The 20,529-nt window shown below is 34.9% G+C and carries 17 protein-coding genes; 11 read left to right on the top strand and 6 right to left on the bottom strand.

The features are described from left to right. Positions 1-193: 193 nt before the first annotated feature. Both BN55_RS07965 and BN55_RS07960 read left to right on the top strand, forming a co-directional pair. Positions 194-904, top strand: a complete 711-nt coding sequence (locus BN55_RS07965; protein WP_040469523.1) for a C40 family peptidase — start codon at positions 194-196, stop codon at positions 902-904. 101 nt (positions 905-1,005) lie between these two features. Continuing rightward, positions 1,006-2,199: a L,D-transpeptidase family protein gene (locus BN55_RS07960; protein WP_008471582.1), complete on the top strand. Its 1,194-nt coding sequence runs from the start codon at positions 1,006-1,008 to the stop codon at positions 2,197-2,199. Positions 2,200-2,226: 27 nt separating this feature from the next. Here the strand turns inward: BN55_RS07960 and hflX are convergent, their stop codons facing one another. Next, the gene (hflX, locus tag BN55_RS07955) at positions 2,227-3,507 is read right to left on the bottom strand and encodes a GTPase HflX (protein ID WP_008471581.1); all 1,281 of its coding nucleotides are present in this window, start codon (positions 3,505-3,507) and stop codon (positions 2,227-2,229) included. Positions 3,508-3,707: 200 nt separating this feature from the next. Next, positions 3,708-5,159 (bottom strand): APC family permease, encoded by a 1,452-nt coding sequence (locus BN55_RS07950; protein ID WP_008471580.1) that lies wholly within the window; start codon positions 5,157-5,159, stop codon positions 3,708-3,710. Between the two features lie 284 nt (positions 5,160-5,443). Here BN55_RS07950 and BN55_RS07945 point away from each other — a divergent pair, with 284 nt between their 5' ends. Together BN55_RS07945 and BN55_RS07940 are read left to right on the top strand one after the other, a co-directional pair. Beyond that, on the top strand, positions 5,444-6,190 hold the full coding sequence (locus BN55_RS07945; RefSeq protein ID WP_008471578.1) for an ABC transporter ATP-binding protein: 747 nt from the start codon (positions 5,444-5,446) through the stop codon (positions 6,188-6,190). Between the two features lie 19 nt (positions 6,191-6,209). Further along, positions 6,210-8,081 (top strand): ABC transporter permease, encoded by a 1,872-nt coding sequence (locus BN55_RS07940; protein WP_008471577.1) that lies wholly within the window; start codon positions 6,210-6,212, stop codon positions 8,079-8,081. Between the two features lie 45 nt (positions 8,082-8,126). On the opposite strand, the gene BN55_RS07935 is transcribed toward BN55_RS07940, so the two are convergent. Genes BN55_RS07935 through BN55_RS07925 form a run of 3 tightly spaced genes read right to left on the bottom strand, consistent with a single transcriptional unit; the run spans position 8,127 to position 11,048 of the window. Then, positions 8,127-9,452 (bottom strand): Nramp family divalent metal transporter, encoded by a 1,326-nt coding sequence (locus tag BN55_RS07935; protein WP_008471576.1) that lies wholly within the window; start codon positions 9,450-9,452, stop codon positions 8,127-8,129. Then, positions 9,445-10,389 (bottom strand): ferrochelatase, encoded by a 945-nt coding sequence (gene hemH, locus BN55_RS07930; protein WP_008471575.1) that lies wholly within the window; start codon positions 10,387-10,389, stop codon positions 9,445-9,447. Before hemH ends, BN55_RS07935 begins: the two co-directional genes overlap by 8 nt. 8 nt (positions 10,390-10,397) lie before the next feature. After that, entirely contained in the window at positions 10,398-11,048 is a 651-nt protein-coding gene (locus tag BN55_RS07925) for a histidine phosphatase family protein (RefSeq protein WP_008471574.1), read from the bottom strand. 162 nt (positions 11,049-11,210) lie between these two features. Between BN55_RS07925 and BN55_RS07920 the strand changes: the two genes are divergently transcribed. From BN55_RS07920 to BN55_RS07900, 5 genes are all read left to right on the top strand, one after another. Beyond that, positions 11,211-11,975 carry an exodeoxyribonuclease III gene (locus BN55_RS07920; protein ID WP_040469526.1) on the top strand — a complete coding sequence of 255 codons (765 nt, stop codon included), beginning with the start codon at positions 11,211-11,213 and terminating at the stop codon, positions 11,973-11,975. 90 nt (positions 11,976-12,065) lie between these two features. After that, on the top strand, positions 12,066-12,422 hold the full coding sequence (locus BN55_RS07915) for a hypothetical protein (RefSeq protein ID WP_008471571.1): 357 nt from the start codon (positions 12,066-12,068) through the stop codon (positions 12,420-12,422). A 167-nt stretch (positions 12,423-12,589) separates the two neighbouring features. Then, complete coding sequence (locus tag BN55_RS07910) at positions 12,590-13,447, top strand: PRD domain-containing protein (protein ID WP_008471570.1); 858 nt, start codon at positions 12,590-12,592, stop codon at positions 13,445-13,447. Then, a complete protein-coding gene (locus BN55_RS07905) occupies positions 13,444-15,318 on the top strand; it encodes a PTS beta-glucoside transporter subunit IIBCA (protein ID WP_008471569.1) in 1,875 nt (624 codons plus the stop codon). The genes BN55_RS07910 and BN55_RS07905 overlap by 4 nt, the downstream gene beginning before the upstream one ends. 8 nt (positions 15,319-15,326) lie before the next feature. Beyond that, a complete protein-coding gene (locus BN55_RS07900) occupies positions 15,327-16,808 on the top strand; it encodes a glycoside hydrolase family 1 protein (RefSeq protein WP_008471568.1) in 1,482 nt (493 codons plus the stop codon). A gap of 61 nt (positions 16,809-16,869) precedes the next feature. Here BN55_RS07900 and BN55_RS07895 read toward each other — a convergent pair whose 3' ends face one another. Further along, positions 16,870-17,517, bottom strand: a complete 648-nt coding sequence (locus tag BN55_RS07895) for a matrixin family metalloprotease (RefSeq protein WP_008471566.1) — start codon at positions 17,515-17,517, stop codon at positions 16,870-16,872. 178 nt (positions 17,518-17,695) lie between these two features. On the opposite strand from BN55_RS07895, the gene helD reads away from it, so the two are divergent. Both helD and BN55_RS07885 read left to right on the top strand, forming a co-directional pair. Next, positions 17,696-19,990 carry an RNA polymerase recycling motor HelD gene (gene helD / locus BN55_RS07890; protein WP_008471565.1) on the top strand — a complete coding sequence of 765 codons (2,295 nt, stop codon included), beginning with the start codon at positions 17,696-17,698 and terminating at the stop codon, positions 19,988-19,990. 146 nt (positions 19,991-20,136) lie between these two features. Further along, positions 20,137-20,421: a hypothetical protein gene (locus BN55_RS07885; protein ID WP_008471564.1), complete on the top strand. Its 285-nt coding sequence runs from the start codon at positions 20,137-20,139 to the stop codon at positions 20,419-20,421. Positions 20,422-20,529 lie beyond the last annotated feature (108 nt).

The raw sequence follows: 20,529 nt of genomic DNA, 5'->3' as shown, positions 1-20,529 counted from the left end.
AAGATTTGTTACAAAAAATACTAAATATTTGCAAAAATTGTAACTAGCTCGGTTTAATTCTGTAACACGTCTGTAACAATTGCATCTTACAATAGACCTTGTCAATTGAGATTACAAAACGTAGCAACTGATAAAAAACATTTTCGCTACTGAAAATTAATAAAAGAAAAAAAGATAATTATTTTAGGAGAGAATGACTTTGAATTTTAAATCTAAATTTGTTAAATTAACTGCCGCAGCTGCTTTAACTCTGACCGGTGTAGCTGCTACTAATTCTGTAAAACCTGCTGCTCATGTTCAAGCAGCTAGCCAAGTAGTTAAAGTTAACTACGTACCAGGTTATGGTATTGCTGTATGGAGCAACTACGAAGGTGGACATACAACTGGTCAATATTTACAACACGGTTCAAGTTACAAAGTAATCAAAACTGTTAAGGACTCACAAGGCAATACTTGGTATGATTTAGGTTTAAATCAATGGATCATGGCTAAGTACACTGTTTCAGCTAATACTGCTGTATCACAAGCAGCTTCAACTGCAACTACTAATGCAACTAGCCAAGCACAAGCCGTAATTAACATTGCTAAGCAACAAATTGGTAAGCCTTACGTTTGGGGTGCTGCTGGTCCAAGTAGTTTTGACTGCTCTGGCTTAACCTCATACGCATTCAGCAAGGGTGCTGGCAAGAATATTGGCCGTACTACTTACACTCAATTAAACGCAGGTAAGCGTGTTTCTGTAAGCCAATTACAACCAGGCGACTTAGTATTCTGGGGCAACTACCACGTAGGTATCTACTTAGGTAACAACCAATACATTCACGCTCCACAACCTGGTCAAAACGTAACTGTTGCTTCAATCAGTAGCTACTTCTACCCATCATACGGTGTTCGTGTATTTTAATTAATAAATGAATATTAAATCAAAGACTGCTGAGTTTATTGGCAGTCTTTTTTATGTTATAATGTTACGCAATCCAAAAAGTATGGAGCGTTAATAAGAATATGAATCAAAAGACTAATAATCGCTATACTAATTTGTTAATAGCTGTAGCTGCTATTGTTGTGATTATTTTGGGTGGCTTTTTAATTTTTCAGCATCATAATAATGCTAAATTAGCTGCTCAAGAGAAGTTTAATAAAACGCATTTCAATCAAAATGTTACTATTTACGATGTTAATGTTGGCAAGTTAACTAAGAATAAGGCTTATATTAAAGTTAATAAGAACGCTAAAAATAGAGCAACTTTAGAAAAGGACAAAATTTCTTTTTCTAAGACTGATAAAGAGATTATTTCCAAAAAAGAAATCCAAAAATATTTTGATGAGCAACATACAAAATATGACTCAAATAAAAAGTATAATTTTGAAAACAAGGATTTGATTACAGCTGAAAATAAGCTAAATGCTATCAAAAATAGAAGCGTAACTTACCACATTGACGGTAAGAGTTATGTTTTTAAACGTGATAAATTATTGCCAAAAGTTTCTTATTACGAAGGTCAATATCATTTTGAAAATGTTGAACCTTTAAAAGCAAAAATCGAGTCAATTAATAAGGAAGTTACTACTTTTCACAAGTCTTATCCATTTAAACTACCTGATGGCAAAACTATTACCGTTAAAAATGAAAGCTATGGCTGGGCAATTAACACTAAGCATTTGATTCCAGCAGTTGAAAAAGCAATCATTGATGGAAAATCAGAAGTCCAAGGTAAGAATTATATCTATGGCTTAGGCTTTAGTACTTATGGTACAGGCTACGGCATGTCAAATCATGGCATTGGCGATACCTATATCGTAGTTTCTTTAAAGCAGCAAAAAGCCTGGTTCTATAAAAATGGTAAAAGAGTACTTGTTTTAGACGATGTGGTAACAGGAACTGCAGCTAAGAATCCACGTACTCAGACAAGCGATGCAACACCGACTGGGGTTTGGTATATTGAATATAAGCAATCTCCAAGCGTATTGCGTGGATCTAACGATGACGGTTCTAGCTATGCTTCTCCTGTTAAGTATTGGATGCCATTTACTATTAGTGGATGTGGCTTTCATGATGCTAGTTGGAGAACGGATTGGTCTAAGACAGCTTATCTTAAAGGCGGTTCACATGGCTGCGTAAATGTTAAGCCTAGTGAGATTAAAAAGGTCTGGGATGTAGTTGAAGAGATGGAACCAGTAATTATATATGACAAATAAAAAAACGGCCCTTGGGCCGTTTTTATTTTAGACTTGATATTTTTTATATCTAATTAAGTCACTAGGGGAAAGTTGAGCTGTGATGTGAATACCGTCGTCTTCGTAATCTTCTTTAGTGACTTTGCCATATTCGTGCATGTAAGATAGTTCTTTACCTGCGCTTAGTGGAATTAACAGATTTACTTTTTCATAGTTAGAAAAGATCTTTTTAGAAATTAACCTTGCTAATTCTTTGATTGAATCTTTATCTTTAGCGCTATATAAGATATCGTTTCCTTCAATTTGTGGAAATTGACGCTCAGTTAAGTCGGCTTTGTTATAAGCTGTAATCATTGGCACGTTTGTAATGCCGATTTCTTGTAAAACTTTTTGCGTAGTTTTAGTCATTTGAACCATGTTGGGATCAGAACTGTCTACTACATTGACTAATAAGTCAGCTTGCTTTGCTTCTTGCAAAGTTGCTTTAAAAGACTCAATTAAATTGTGTGGCAGTTTTGAAATAAAGCCAACCGTATCAGATAAGATAAAACTGCGATCGTCAGGTAAATCGATGCGCCGCACGCTGGTGTCTAACGTAGCAAAAAGCATATTCTTTTCAAAGACTTGCTTTTTGTCGCTATCTTCACTAAATACTTTTAAAAGTTCATTGAGCGTTGTGGATTTACCAGCATTCGTATAGCCGACTAATGCAACTTGTGGCAGGCGAGAATTGTTGCGACGTGCAGATTTGACGTCTTCTTGTTTAGAAATTTCTTTAAGTTCTTTTTTAATAGCGCTGATTTGTTTACCAATTGTTCGCCTGTTTAATTCAAGTTTTGTTTCACCAGAACCACGGTTGGCAAAACCACCGCTTGCACCGCCAGAGCCACGTTGCTGATCAAGACTGTTTTCCGAAGGATGCAGGCGTGGAAGTTCATATTGCAAGCGAGCTAGTTGTACTTGAAGCTTGGCTTGCTTAGTTTTAGCACGATTTGAGAAAATTTCTAAAATTAATTCAGTACGGTCGACGACTTTTAATTTAGTCATCGATTCCAAATTTCGGATCTGCGTAGGAGTTAGCTCATCGTTAATCACTAAAGCTTTAGCCTTTAATCCCTGAGCCATAGCCTTAATTTGATTGATTTTACCAACTCCAAAATAAGTTCCAGCTACAATATTTTCTGCATTTTGGCTAGCTTGACCGACTACTTCCATGTTATTAGCACGAGCTAATTCACGCAGTTCAGTCATGTAGTAGTCAAAATTAGGATCTTTCAAGTTAACGCCAGCTATGAAAGCTTTGATTTGTTTAGACTTAGTTTCTATCAAAAAATCACCTCTGTCTAAAAACTATTCAATTGTTATTTTGATTTTTGGGTCCAATTAAAGGACAATCCACCTTTTTTGAAAAATCAATTTAATCACATCCTCATAAGTTAGTATCAAAATTATAAGTTTTTTTATAGTAAAAAGCAATAAAACAAAATCCACGACCTGTGATAAGTCGTGGATTTTTTAATAGTTTGAATTTACTTGATTGCAGAATCGTGTCTTCTTTGCCATTTAGCAATTAACGGTAAGACGATCCCTAATCCGATCATAAATAATGGCTCAACAATATTCAAAATTAACATATGCCACCAAGTGCCAGACCCAGCCTTGGCATCAATTGGGACGATGCCAAATGTCGCACCAACTAAGGTGATGATCAGGCACCACCAACCAACAAAGATCGCAAATTTGCGGTTTTTAATATAAACATATTCAGATGGGTATTCATCTTCATGTACCCGGATCTTGATAAATGCCCAAAATAGCAGACCAGTTACATATGGTGAAACAATTCCGTTTAAGTTCAATAATTGGTTAAAAATATCGTTTACTGAAGGAAGAGTTGAACTCAAAAATAAAAGTACTGAACAAATAAATGTTGTAAGCCAATAACCATTAACAGGCAGACCATTTTTATCAGTCTTAGTAAGTTGGCGTGGAAGGTAGCGTTTGGCAGTATCAGATAAGAAAATTCTCGCTCCACCGTCAACCAGCACTGCTAATTGAGCCAGCATGTAGATGGCTTGCGTGATGATAAATAAATATAAAAAGAAATTGCCTAGACCAAATTTAGTTCCCATTGCTTGAAAAGCATAGTAGGAACCGTTCATTTTTAAGTCGTTTGGCAAGTGATGAGCGTTGAAAAATACACCTAAAGCAAATGAACCAAAGATTGTCAAAAATCCAGTCATGATAGCTAGCATGTACATTGCCTTAGGAAAGTTCTTGGGGCCATCTTTCATTTCAGTGACATATGGTGCAACAAATTCAGCACCATTCATGGCAAAGATTAGTAGGCCTAGTGACATTAAGAATTTCATATCAAAGGTTGGCAAGAAATTCTTAAAATGAAATGGCTGCGTTGCAATTGGACGACCTTGTCCCAAATAAACAATTGTCATAATTACAAACAAGACAGTTGCGATAAACATGGCGCCACCGCCAATGATTGATAACCATTGCAGTGAGTTTGCAAAACGGTGTTGGAAGAATATAAAGACCACAAAAATCAAGGCAGTAAATAAGGCAAAAGCCCAGTTGCTCATTTCGCTATCGCTTAATGCGTGACCCTTAAATAGCCAAGCAAAAGAAACAACAGTTGAATTTGCGACGTCAACTAAGTATGGCAAAGATACTACCCAATAACACCATGCTGTAATGTAGCCCATTTTGTCACCGGAGGTGTGTCTAATCCAAGATGCAAGACCGCCTCCGTCGTCAGAAAATGTCGAACCTAATTGTCCCACGATTAATTCATAGGGAATAACGAATAAAACTAGCAATAAAATCCAGTCGCTGACAACAGCTAAGCCCTGGTTTTGAAAGTTATAAATAATATCATCAAAACCAATTACTGTGACAAAGTCCATTAAAGCAATGACGGGCCAAGTTAATTGTTTGCGCTTATGGGCGCTATCAAAAGAATCCATTTAAAATTTTCTCCTCTTTTTATTTTCCTAGATACACTTTTTTAATTAAAAAGAGGTGGTGGATTAAAGAAATAAAAAGAAAAGAGATCCAAAATGTAATGCGATTTATTTTTAGATCTCATTAAAAAGCCTCTCTATATTAGTAATATTTAAAATCATTATACCTAAAGTCAGATCATATATTAAGAAAATTTAAAGAAAAAAGTGCTTTACAAATGAAAAACTAGTCGGTAATATATAGTGTAACAGGTACGTATTACACTATAACGAAACGAGGAATTAAGATGACTGAAGTTGTTAAAGTCCAAGATATTACTAAAACTTATGGTAAAAAGGGACAAAAGCAATACCAAGCTTTAAAAGGTATTTCATTTGATGTTGAACGTGGCGAATTCGTAGGAATTATGGGTGCGTCGGGTTCTGGTAAGACAACGCTTTTAAATATTTTATCTACTTTAGATCAGCCAACAAGTGGCAAGGTTTTGATTAACAATCGTGATATTACTGACTTAAATAAAAACCAAGTGGCTGACTTTAGAGGACAAGAAATTGGTTTTATTTTCCAAGATTTCAACTTACTCGATAACTTAACTAATCGTGAAAATATTGCTTTACCATTATCTTTACAAAATGTAAAAGCAAGTCAAATTAAACCCAAAGTTGAAAAAATCGCACAGCGTTTGGGGATTGAACAAATTTTGGACAAGTATCCAGCAGAAATTTCTGGTGGCCAAAAACAGCGTGTGGCTTCAGCTCGTGCCCTTGTTCATGAGCCGGCTATTCTTTATGGGGATGAACCAACTGGTGCGCTTGATTCAAAAAGCGCAATGGAATTGCTAGAAACCATGAAAGCTTTGAATGAAAAAGATAAGGTTTCAATTTTGATGGTAACTCACGATCCATATTCAGCTTCTTATGCTCAAAGAATTCTTTTTATTAAAGACGGAAAAATTGGTAATGAATTGACAAAAGGCATGAAGAGCCGTGAGGAATTTTACCAAGAAATTATTGCTGAATTAGGTAGACGTTAATACTAGAAAGGAAATAATTATGCTTTGGAAATTATCATTAACCGGAATTAAAAGCCGGTTCAAAGACTATTTAGTTCTTTTTTCTGGCTTAACGTTTGCTAGTGCAATCTTTTATATGTTCATGTCGATTGCGACTAATACTTCTTCTTTAAAGGGATCTATTCAAGTAGCTTTTAGTATTACAAGAGTAGTTTTCGGCTTTGGAATTGCGCTTTTGGCAATTATTACCTTGGTCTACATTGTCTATGCGAATAGCTTTTTGCTGAGCATGCGGCAAAAAGATTACGGGATGTACATGATGCTGGGAGCTAGAACCAGCAAGATTGGGAGTTTGATCTTCCTTGAAACCCTAGTAGTTGGATTTTTGGCAACTATTCTAGGCTCGGTAATCGGAATTGGTTTAACGCAACTGGTTTCACAATTATTGATCTCGCAACTTGGATTACATCTTCATAAATTTGTTGGTTTTTACTTACCAGCTCTACTTTGGACTTTGCTTTTCTTTGCTGTTTTATTCTTCTTGGCAGCACTTTGGAATAGACACAAGCTCATTAAGTCCAATGTGATTAATTTGCTTCGTGAAAACCAAAAACCTGTCAAGCTTCGCCATAATACCGCTTGGAAGTTTATTGAAGCCATTCTAGGCATTGGCTTACTTGCAGTAGGTTACTGGGCAATGGCAGATTATAAGGAACTGATGACAAACTCAATTGTGATTGGTTTCTTCACAATCGTAATTGGATCATACTTTGTATTTGATTCATTTTTCACCGGTGTCGTTAATCTTTTAAGAAAGAACAACAAGTTCAAGTATAAGAAACTTCATTCTTTCACTTTGGGTCAATTAAAATTCAGATTAACTGACTACACTCGTATTCTTTCAATTGTTTCCTTGTTATTTGCTCTTGCTTTAGGAGCAATTACTGTTGGATTAAATTTTAACAATCTAACTGACCAGACTTTAGAAGCCACTTACTACGACGTAGTTTTATATAAGAAGAATGCGACAGTTAAGAAAGATTTGAGGAATGTCTCTGTTCGTTCAACTACTTCTTTGAATTATAGGATTGTAGAAGATAAGAAAAATAAAGAAAATCCTGAAACTTTATATGTTTCTGAGAATGAAATTAACCAGGGTAAATTAAAGTACCGTCATTTTTATGTAGATAAAAACGGTCAACAAAATTACTCAACTAGAACTTTCTCATCTAAGAAGATGCAAGATGAAAACTCTAGTGCCGGAGCGGAGATGCGATATCAATTAGCTTCACTTACTCCATATTCTGGCGCAAGAGTAAAGATTGTATCTCAAGATAAATACGATCAACTAAAAGCGAAGAATCAAAAAGTAGAATTGCTGCTTGTGAATAACTTCAGAAGCAATTTTGATAATATTGAAAAATTGCAAAAGGCAGCTGTAAATCAAATGATCGGCAACCCTGAGACAACTGGGGATAGCGTAAATGTATATTTAACAAATTCAAAAACCGGCTCTTATCGTTTGATTTCAAGTATGGCCTCTGGATTTGAATTTATGGGCTTCTTCTTGGGTCTTGCCTTCTTAGCAATGCTTGCTTCAACATTGATGTTTAAAGTGCTATCTGGAGCTAACAGCGATAAGCCAAGATATAACATGCTTTGGAAGATGGGGACAAGAAAGAGTTTGCTTAAATCTTCAATTGCAAAAGAAATTGGCGTGTTGTTTGCCTTACCTGCTGTACTTGGTGTAATTGATGTATTGTTTGGACTTCAATTCTTCAAGTCCCTGCTTAAGAATCCATATGATAAAATTTGGATCCCATTTACAATCTTCGGAGTACTTTATGTGATTTACTACATTTTGACTGTAGTACTTTACCAAGGAATCGTTTTGAGAAAAGAGAATAATTAAGAAAAAAATCTTCTTTCTATAATTTAGAGAGAAGATTTTTTATATCTATAGAGTTGAAACAATCAATTGCACATTAAGTAGAGTAATGATTGCTGCTAAAATTACTCCCAGCACTGTTTGCCATTTTTTGTTTACGTGGACTCCCATGATCTTTTTGTTGCTCGTCAAAAAGATTAATGGAAATAGTGTAAAAGGCAATGCAATGCTTAATGCAATTTGCGCGTAAACGATTATACTTTCAAAGATTTTTTCGTTAAAATGCACTAAAAATCCAATAATCAAAATTGGAATTAAAGTGACGAGTCGTGTTAATAATCGGCGCTGCCAAAGGGCAAGTTTAATATTTAAATATCCTTCCATTACAATCTGTCCTGCTAAAGTACTAGTTATGGAAGAAATTAATCCTGTAACAAGCAGCGCAAAAGCAAACAAATAGGACATAATTGGGCTTGCTAGAGATCCAACAACTTGCACATTATTTAACCCAGTAAACACCGACATTAAGCTAGCGAGTTGGTCACTTTTATTAAAGAAAATCGTCCCACCTAAAATTAACAATAAACAGTTAATAATTAGAGCTACTACTAAATGCACAATCGAGTCCCAATTAGCAAAACGTAAAGTTTCATCAACTTGTTTGGGATCATTGATATCATAGCGACGACTTTGAGCTAACGATGAATGAAGATAGATATTATGTGGCATAATTGTGGCCCCAACAATGCCTAAGCTGAGGATCAATTTTTCGTGATTCGTTAAAATGGTACTATTGGGAACAAAGCCGGCTAGGATATTTTCAATATTAGGATGAACGTGCCCAACTTCAATGGCAAAAATAATCCCAACAGTTAGAATTGCGATCACAACGATTGCTTCAATGCGACGAATTCCAAAACGCATAAACCATAAGACAACAAAAACATCTAAGATAGTGATTAATACACCGAAAACTAGTGGCAAATTAAAAAGCATCTTTAAGGCTAAGGCAGTTCCAACAACACCAGTTAAGTCTGTAGCCATCATTGCTATTTCATTTAAAATCCACAGTAAATATCGAATTGGTCTAGAAACTTTTTTAGCAATTGCTTGTGCCAGGTCGTCTCGACTTACGACGCCAATCTTGATAGATAAAGATTGCATAAACATCGCAATAAAAATAGAAATGGCAAGGACTGAGAGTAGTTCATATTTGTATTGACTACCACCTGCTAAAGATGTTAACCAGTTGCCTGGATCCATGTAGCCAACTGCAACCAAGGCACCAGGTCCTGAATATGCAAGAAATTTTTTGAAAAAACTACTTTCATAAACACTAGGGACAGCTACGGAATTATTTATACCTTCTAGGCTAGTTTTATCTTGTTTATTCATTTTCAGTTTGAACTTTCTCTTGAACTAGGTCAGCAATAAATTTAATAAATTGCGGATCGTCGTTTAAAGCAGGCACTAGGTCCAAATTTTCGCCACCGTTTTCTCGAAATGTTTGATAATTTTGAGTGTAGTCTTCTTCGATTGTTTCAAGACATTCTGTGACAAATGAAGGTGCAGCAATTAAAATATTACGCTTACCTTTTTGGACCGTTTCAAGAAGCGAATTTTTTAAATATGGTTTTAGCCAAGGCATTGGACCAAATTTAGATTGAAAAACCATTTTGATTTTATCTTCCGGAATGTTCAGTCGCTTTTTAAGCATTTCAGTATGAGAGAGGCATTCGTCTAAGTAAGGATCGCCATGCTTTATTTCGCTCGAAGGGATGCCATGGTAAGAAATAAATAATTGATCGTAGTTTTTTTGATCCCATGCTTTTTGAATGTGATTAGCGAAAGCATCCTGGTAAGAACCATATTGATAAAAGCGATCAATGATCTTGGTTGGAATTTGGGTTGCTTTAACTTGTTCAATGATCGAAGCAGTAGTTGAAAGCGTATATTCCGGAAAAAGTGAAAGTACTGTGATTTGATTGCAGCCAGACTTTTTTAAGGCAAATAACTGCTGTGAAATAGAGGGCTCGCCATAAGTCATTGCCATTTTAACTTGCCAATTTGGTAGCTTTTTTTGAACTTGATCAGTAATTTTTTGAGTATAAACAATCAGCGGGGAGCCCTCTTTAAGCCAGATATGCTGGTAAAAAGTAGCTGACCGCCATGATCGCATTGGTAATACAATTCCTTTAAGAATTGGCTGCCAGAACCATTTAGGAAGGGTAACAACATTTTGGTCGCCTAAGAATTGCTTTAAATATTGTTTTACATCTTTGGTTGTGGGGGTTTTAGGCGAACCTAAATTAACTAATAGTAATCCTTGCATAATAATACCTATAAACTTAATTTATTATAGGCTGTAATCTTTAGATCATTATCAGTCATGTTCATAATCGTAATTGATCCATTTGCAGGACCAGGTACTAGTGGAAACTTGCCCTCGCCAAAACGTCCTACGATACTACGAATGGTAAAGCCATGAGTGACTAATAAAATATTCTCCGCACCATCAAGCTGGCGAATTAAGTCAAAGCCCTGATCAAGACGCTTCCAATATTGCTTAGAATTTTCTGCATCATGGTAAGGATCGGCTTCATGAATGTAGTCCTTGATTGTATTGATATCTACATTCAATAATAAATCTTGTCGTTTAGGATAGCCGTGAGGTCCGCCGATCATGCGCCAGGCTTCATCGGAATTCATCCCTTCAAAAAAGCCATAAAATTGTTCTCTAAAAAATGGACTAGCAATATGTTGCAGTTCATCGCGATTGCAATTTTTATCAATGATATAATCGCAAGTCTCGCTAGCTCTTTTTAAATCGCTAGATAAAGCAATATCAAAAGGTATGTTTGCTAAAACTTCGCCAGCTTTTTTTGCATCAGAAATTCCTTTATCTGTGAGTGGCGTATCGCACCAACCTTGCATCTTGTCGTATTTGTTAATAAAAGTTTGTCCATGGCGTACAATATAAATTTTTTTCATAAATAATACCTCGTGCGTTGTTTATTATATCTAACATTATATCTCTTTATTTTTGCCTAAAAATAAATTACTAATTCGAATTGTTTAATTAATTTAAAGCCTGCTTGTACAATAAAGATATGGGTAGAAATGCGTGGCCTTGATAAAGAAAGAAGAATTACTATGAAATTTATTTCTTGGAATGTAAATGGCTTTCGTGCTGCAATGAGACACGGTTTTTTAGATACTTTTAAAGAATTAAATGCGGATATTTTTGGTATGCAAGATATTCGCCTGTCACCGAATGAAGTAAGTATTGACACAACAGGCTATTATCAATATTGGAATTATTCTAAAGAAAAAAGCTTTGATGGTACGGCGATTTTTACGAAGATAAAACCACTAGCTGTCGCAAATGGAATTGGCGTTTCAGAATTTGACCAGCAAGGACGTACAATCACTTTGGAATATCCTAATTTTTACTTTGTCACAACCTACGTACCATTTTCTGGCGAGCAACTACAAAGATTAGATTTTAGGATTGCTTGGGATCAAGCTTTTAGAAAATATTTATTAAAGCTAGAAGCTAATAAGCCAGTTATCATTGGTGGCGATATGAGCGTAGCCCATGAACCAATTGACTTAGCTCAGCCCAGTGAAAATCACCATCATGCAGGTTTTACCGAGCAAGAAAGAGACGACTTTACCAAGCTTTTAAACTCAGGATTTACTGATACTTTTAGGTATTTACATCCTAATGAAAAAGATATCTATAGTTATTGGAGCTACAGGTATCATGGTCGTGAAAAGAACGAGGGGTGGAGATTAGATTATATTTTGGTTTCCAATTCTTTGGATTCTAAAATTAAGAAAGCAAATATTTTAACTGAAATTCCTGGATCTGATCACTGTCCTGTAAGTTTAGAGATGGATATTAGTGCAAACTAATTTAAAAAGTAAATTTCATTGAAATTATTCACTCATGTTCTAATAATATAAGTGGATAGACTATATTAAGATACATGAGGAGAGATAAAAATGAGAGTCACAAAATTAGTTATCGGGATTTTGCTGATAGTATTGTCTTGCTGGTTGCTGATTGAAGGATTACTTGGCGGATTAATTGGTTTGTGGCAAGATCGAAATATTGTCAGTGGTATTTTAGAAATAATCATGGGCGGTCTTTTTATGGGCGCTGGAATTGTTTATATCTGCTTAGAAAAAAGTCCCTATATGGGCGGCGATATAACTGGTTTAGTTTTATTGCTGATTGCTGGATTAGCTGGTATTGGTGGCGGATTTTTCAATAAATGGTTATTTTTATATGCGTTTATTAGTTTAGTTATTGGTATTGGCTTTTTTGCTTGGCATATGCTGGCTGGTAGCGATGATTAAATAATATTTATGAATACTATTGCAAATATTTAATGAAAACGATATCATGTAAATAACAAGTGAATTAAAGTGGAATTGTAACAAATTCGATTTTGCACAAAACCCACTTAGACCGTATTAGACGGGCTAGGTGGGTCTTTTTTTTGAAGAAAATGGGGGATAAGTAAGTGAAGATCAAGAAAATATTAAATAATGGCGCGGTCCTCACTGAAAATGAAAATAATGAGGAAATTATCGTATTAGGAAAGGGCCTAGCATATGGCAAGAAGATAAATGATGAAATAGACCCAAGAAAAATTTATAAGATATTTACTCCTTTTTCAGGTAAGCAGAAAAAGCTATTGCTGGAAACAATACATGAAACTGATCCAATCTTTTTTCAGATTTCGCAAAAAATTGTGGATCGCTTAAAAAATGAAGAAAATATCGATCTAGCAGATAGCGTGTATATAACTTTAACTGATCACTTAGCAACAAGCGTTGAAAGAGCCAAAAAAGGGATGTATTTGAGTAATAAATTTTTATGGGAACTAAAAAACTATTATCCCAAAGAATATTCTTATGGCTTATGGGCTTTGAAGCTATTAGATCGTCAATTTGATTTAAAATTTCCAGATGATGAGGCTGGATTTATTGCAGTTCACATTATTAGTGGCGAGTTAGGCAATGACATTGGCGATTTTCAAAAGTCAGTTAATTTTATTAAAAATATTACCAAGATAGTCAAATATTATTTCAACATTGATATTGATTATCAATCTCTAACTTATAATCGCTTCGCGGTTCATCTGAAGTTCTTTTGGAAGGGTATGATGTATGATCGCAAGCATCAAGAATTTGGCGATTTGAGTCAGGAAATTTTAAAGGTAATAAAAAATAGCGATATTGAGTCTTATAAATGTGCATTAAAGATTAGAGATTATATTGATGAAAAATATAATTACGAGCTAAGCAATGAAGACATTATGTATTTGGCAATCCATATCAATAAGATAATTAGTGATTATAAGGGGAAGAAAAAATGAGCTATGAATCAATGAATAAACAAATCATTGAAGCAGTTGGTGGCAAAAGCAACATTCAATCTGTGGTTCACTGTGCTACTCGTTTGAGATTTGTTTTAAAAGATGAAAGTAAAGCCGACGATAAAAAAGCAGCTGATATTCCAGGCGTTTTGCAAGTTGTAAAAAATGCTGGTCAATATCAGTTGGTTATCGGAAGCACTGTAGAAGATGTTTATAATGAATTAGTTAAAATGCTTGATTTAGATGGTGAACCAAGCAATGATGATACACCTAAACAAAAAAAGAATATTTTTGACGTGATTATCAGCGCTATCACTGGTTCAATTGCACCAGCTATTCCCTTACTAGCCGGCGCCGGAATGGGTAAGGTTTTACTATTAATTTTAACAATTAGTGGACTTTTATCTGACAAGAGTCAAACATATCAAATTCTGAATTTGATCTTTGATACAGGCTACTTCTTTATGCCTGCCTTTGTTGGATTTTCGGCTGCTAAAGTCTTTAATACTGACCAATATTTAGGTGCTTTCATGGGCTTAGTTACTGAGCACCCAATTTGGACAGCAATGGTGGAAGCTAAAAAGCCCGTCCATTTTTTAGGGATGCCTGTTGAATTAATTAAGTATTCTTCAACGTTAATTACGGCAATCTTATCAGTTTGGATTATGTCTTACATTTACAAATACGTGAAGAAATATACGCCACAAATGGTTAAGATCTTTATGGTGCCAATGCTTACCATGCTAATCACCGCACCACTTATCTTCTTAATTATCGGACCAATTTCAAACGTTATTTCTGAAGGTATTGGATTTATTTCTATGTGGTTATACCACCACGCAGGTTTAATAGCTATTCCTATTTTAGCTGCTGCTTATCCATGGTTTGTTTCCATTGGTATTCACAAAGCTCTCAGTCCGATTAGTATTCAACTGGTTGCAACACAAGGGTTTGACCCAATTATTCGTGTTGTTGCTTTATGTTCAAATATGTCACAAGCTGCAGCTTCATTAGCTGTTGGTCTTAAGTCGAAAAATAAAAAGTTAAAGAGTTTAGCTCTTTCATCAAGTGCTACTGCTTATTTAGGGGGCATCACAGAACCTGCACTATTTGGTGTTAACTTGAAGCTTAAAAAGCCAATGTATGGAGCTATGATCGGTGGTGCCATTGCCGGTGTTGTTGCCAGCTTTATGAAAATTAAAGCCTTTATTTATGTAACCCCAGCATTTTTGAGTTTACCAATGTGGGTTTCTAAGACCGAAAACTATGTTGTTCAAGCAATTATCGTCATTGTAGTTGCTAGTGTCGCAACTTTTATTGCAACGTGGTTAATTGGCTTTGATGATCCAGTGGATGAAAAACAATTAAAGCAAGATCAAAAAGAAAAGTTTAACAAGAATCACGAAAAACATGAATTACACAGTCCAGTAGATGGGAAATTAGAAGATATTTCTCAAGTAAATGATGAGACATTTGCTAGTGGCGTTATGGGCAAAGGGGTTGCTATTATTCCTAGCCAAGGTAAAATTTATGCTCCTGATGATGGTATAGTTACTGCAACTTTTGATACAGGTCATGCAATTGGACTTCACTTAAATAATGATGCCGATGTTTTAATTCATATCGGAATTGATACCGTAGAAATGAAAGGCGATGGCTTTAAGCAATTAGTTAAAAAGGGCGACCACGTAAAAGCTGGTCAAGAATTAGTTGACTTTGATATTGATAAAATTAAGAAAGCCGGTTATGATCCAACTGTTATGATGATCGTTTTAAATAGTAAAGACTTCTTAGAAGTATTGCCAGTATTGAAAGATAAGAACAATACTAAAGACGTTACTATCAAAAATAATGTAATTGTCTTAGCATAGGTGAGATTATGGATGAATATCAAGTACCAAAAGGATTTTTATGGGGCGTAGCTACATCGGCTAACCAAGTTGAAGGCAGCTGGAATGAAGATGGTAAAGGAATATCTATTGCTGATTGTGAACGATTTGATCCACACCAAGATTTAGCCGATTATAAGTCAGTTAATAAAATGACTACTCAGCAGTTAAAGGTTGCACTTAATGATAAGACTTCAAAATCTTGGGGCAAGCGTCATGGAGTGGATTTTTATCATCATTTTCGCGAAGATATTAAAAAATTAGCGGACTTAGGAATCACAACTTTTCGCACGTCGATTGCTTGGAGTCGAATTTTTCCAAATGGCGATGATGAAAAGCCTAATGAAGCTGGTTTAAAGTTTTATGATGATTTATTTGCCGAGTTAAAAAAATATCACATTCAGCCAATTGTTACCTTATCTCATTATGAGATGCCATTAAATTTAGTGCTAAACTATAATGCTTGGTATGACAAAAAAGTTGCCGATATGTTTGTACGATTTTCAAAAACAGTAATTGATCGCTATCATGATATTGTTAAATATTGGATCCCAATTAATGAAATTGACAGTATTATTCGCCATCCTTATTCGTCAGCTGGCTTAGTAGAGGATCGTTTTCCAAATCACAACTTTGAAGCAGTAATTTATCAAGCAATGCATAACCAATTTATTGCTTCAGCTCAAATTATTAAATATATCCATAAAAATTATCCTGATGTTAAAATTGGTAGCATGATCACAGCAACAATGGTTTATCCATATAATAGCGATCCTGCAAATAGTCTTAAAGCTCGCCAAGTAATGCGTGAAAGCTATGATTTTAGTGATATTCAAGTGCGAGGATATTATCCGAAAAGTTTACTTTTAAGACTAAAGAAAAAGGGCATTGATTTAAAGATCACAGATAGCGATAAGAAGCTTTTAAAAGAAAATACTGCTGACTTTGTTGCCTTTTCATATTATTCTTCTATTTGTACAGCAGTTGATACAACCGGATTAAAAGTTACAAAGGCTAATAGAACTAAAGGCGTCTATAATAAGTATTTGCCAACTAGTCAATGGGGCTGGCAGATTGATCCGGTAGGGTTAAGAATAATACTTTTGGATCTATATGATCGCTATCAAAAGCCACTATTTATTTTAGAAAATGGTCTTGGCGCTAAAGACGAACTCACATCAGATGGAAAAGTTCACGATCAATATCGAATTGATTATCTAAAAAAGCATATTGAACAAATGTTAATTTCAATGCAAGATGATGGAGTAAAGATCCTGGGATATTGCATTTGGGGCACAACTGATATGATTTCAGCTTCAACAACGCAAATGTCAAAACGATATGGTCTGATTTATGTCGATTTAGATGATGAGGGCAATGGTAGTTATAAGCGATATTTAAAAGATTCTTATTATTGGTACAAAGATTTACTTGCTCATGGCAATGTAATTGATAAAAAATTTTTTGATTAATAAAAAAGCAGTTAATTAACACATCACATAAGTGCGTTGAATTGGCTGCTTTTTGCATATATTAGTTTTCTTTGTATAATTTCTTTACATTTTGAATATCGCTTGGTTGGATCGTGTAAAACGAGCCTTGCGGATACATTACTGAGACATCTTGACGGTGATTTAATCCAATTGCATGGCCCAACTCATGCTCAGCAGTATTAATAATTCGATTCATATTATAGCCATAGGCACGATTTAACAAATAATAACTATTAAGGTTAACCGTTGCCTTAGTTAAGTGTCCTGTTAAAGAATTGTACTGTGTATTAGTAAGACCGGCCGCGTTAGTTTCGCCATCATCCATGGCTTTAATAATAATTTGTGCGTTTTGTTTATTGTTAATCATTTTAAAAGTAAATGCGCCAGTATTATTCCAGGCATTCAAAGCATCAATACTGGCGGTTCTTAAAGTTGGATCGCTTAAATCTAAATAAACATTAGCTACTGGTTTATTAAAAGTATGGTTGTCGCCTGAATTATTAGGCGATTCATCTTTTTGAATGGTTTTTTGCGGATTGATAAATTCTTGCACGCGATAAGATACGTAGGGCAAGATATCAGTTGTGCCAAAAGTTCTTTGCAAGTATGGGCCAGCATGCTGGTAAGTATAAAGACCTGAAAATGCTAATAGTAAAAGAATTACTATATTACGAATAAATCTTTTCATTTTTTCATCTCGATGTTAAAAATTGATTGTAATTATTATAGTATTTAATAATTAAGAAAAGTGTAAAAACTGATTTTTTATCATAAGTTTAAGAAAATTTCTAAAGCTTGGTAAGCGTATACATTTGTGATAAAATAGTATGCAAAGTTTTTAGATTAGCACAAAATAGGTGATTAATTTGGTAAAAGAAACCGAACAACAAAAAGAACAAAAACATTTAGATGATGTCTTGGGCTTAATTAAAACTCGTCAGGGACAATTAGATAAGTCCATTAACCGAGCACAATCTGAAGCTCAAAACCTAAATGCCCACTTTTTTGATGATTTAAAGTTAGACTACGATGGGTATTCTACTTCAATGGATACTGCTTTATCAATTCATCAGCAGCAACAAATGCTGCAAGAGCGGCAAAATGCGTGGCAACATTCGGCTAAGCAGCTTTCTACTTTGAAGAGACTCGAGAAAAAGCCATATTTTGCTCGTGTAGATTTTCAAGAAAAGGGCGAAGACCCTGAAACAATTTATATTGGCTTAGGCTCATTTGCAGATAAAGATGACCATTTCTTAATTTATGACTGGCGTGCACCAATCTCTTCTATTTACTATGATGGCAAATTAGGCGAAGTTACTTATAACGCACCTGATGGTGAGCAAACAGTAAATATGACTAAAAAGCGTCAATTCTTAATTGAAGATGGCAAGATCACTAATATGTTTGACACTAATGAATCAATTGGCGATCAAATGCTGTTAAACGTTCTTAACGAAAAGTCGTCAACGCAAATGAAGTCAATTGTGACAACTATTCAGCGAGAACAAAACAAAATTATCAGAAATACCAGCGCTGACTTACTCTTTGTGCAAGGCGCAGCTGGATCGGGTAAGACAAGTGCCATTATGCAAAGAGTGGCATATTTACTTTATCGCTATCGTGGCAATTTAACTTCTAGCGACGTTATTATGTTCAGTCCTAACCAGTTGTTTAATGACTACGTTAAAAATGTTTTGCCTGAAATGGGCGAACAAAACATGGTACAAATGACTTACTGGCAGTTTGTTTCAAGACGTGTGCCAGGGATGGACGTTGAAACCTTATTTGAGCAATTTGAAGATAAAAAGCAAGATAGCCATATTGCCAATTTGAAGGATTCGCTTACTTTCTTTAATGCAGTGACGCGATATGCTAACCATCTTGAAAAAAATGGTATGCTCTTTAGAAATATTATTTTTAAAGATCCGAAAAAGCCATTTTACGATAAAGAAAAAATCAAAGAGATCTACTATAGCTTCAATGAAAACTATCATCTGAGAAATCGAATTGAAACAACTAAGGAAGCTTTGATTTCTAGCTTGAATCACCGCGTTGAACCTGAAACGCGCAAGGCCTGGGTGAGTCGGACAATTGAATCGCTTGATCAAGAACAACTTAATAAGTTGTACGATCGTCCAGATCAAGAATTTGAATCTAGCGCTAAAGAAGAGCATTTTTTGGCACGTAAGATTGTTATTAATCAATTGAAGAAAGTGGCACGTAAGATTAATCAAAACCGCTTTTTGAATATTCGTGGTCAATACTTGGCATTTTTAAGAGCTGTGCCGAAATTAATTGATTTGTCTAAATGGAATATTACTGAAGACCAATGGCATGAGCATGTTGAACAAGTTAAGCAAAGCTTTATTGATCATAAGATTAAGATGAGCGATATTTCACCATATCTTTATCTTTACGACTTAGTAACAGGACGTAGAACTGATTACAGCATGCGCTATGCCTTTATTGACGAAATTCAAGATTATACGCCATTTCAATTGGCATATCTGAAGTATAACTTCCCACGTGCTAAATTTACTATGCTGGGCGATTTAAACCAGGCAATCTTTACTAAAGATGAAAGCAAGACTTTATTAGGTCAGATTTCTAAATTATTCGACCCTAAGAAAACTGATGTCGTGCAGTTAACTAAGTCATATCGTTCAACTAAAGAATTGACTGACTTTACTAAGCAAATTCTGCGTCAAGGCGAAAAGATTGAAGCCTTTGATCGTCAAGGTCCAAAGCCTGCATTTTACAAGCGTGATGATAAAAATGGCGAATATGATGCTTTAGTTGATATCTTGAAAGAAAACGACGAAGCAAAACTCACGACCGCAATTATCACTAAGACGCTAGAGCAAGCTCAAAAAGTAAGCGAAGAACTTAAAAAGCGTAACATCAAGGCAACGTTAGTGGCATCTGCTAACCAGCGTTTAGTTGAAGGAACCTTGATTATGCCATCTTATTTGGCTAAGGGGTTAGAGTTTGATGCGGTAGTTGCGTGGGATGTTTCTAAAGATGATTATCATGAACTAGATGAAACGCAATTACTTTACACGATCACTTCACGCGCAATGTACAAGCTAGATTTGATTTATAAGAATCAATTAAGTCCTTTGTTTGATAATTTAGATAAAAATACTTATGTGAATAAATAGAAAAGGGCAGCTGCGGCTGTCTTTTTTACTGCAAAGTAATGTTAAAGGGCAAAAACTTTTGTTAAAAATATTGAAGCGAATAATATCGTATAGTATTATAAAAGTGCAAATGAAAGCGGTTATATTAAAAACAAAGAAAAATTAAAATGGTATCTAAAGAAAAAGTTGTGCAGGTTATGAGTGAGTTAGATAGAGCATTATGTGAATATTATCCGTCGAATTCGATCACACAATATGTTTCTGAGAGCTTACAAACGATAAAGAATAGTAACGGAGTAGCTTTTACAGGGCAACTACAATACTTTTTAAATCATGCTCCAATTGTTAAAATATCTGATAATATAGAATTTAATGAGAAAGTACAAGCTCTATGGGATAAATTATTCTCCATGAATGAGTTGGGAAATAATTTATGGGGAGCTAGTCTTTAATTTTGATAAAACAAGTGGCTGTTTGTCAAATCCTGTTGATGAATAGTTTTGAAAAAGAATCAAGCAACTAAAGAATAGTTGTTTGGTTCTTTTTGTTTGATGATATTT

Origin of the sequence: Lactobacillus hominis DSM 23910 = CRBIP 24.179 (assembly GCF_000296835.1) — a bacterium.
GTDB classification, from domain to species: domain Bacteria; phylum Bacillota; class Bacilli; order Lactobacillales; family Lactobacillaceae; genus Lactobacillus; species Lactobacillus hominis.
Note: the sequence above shows the minus strand (reverse complement) of the source record. Positions and strands in the feature narration are given on the sequence as shown.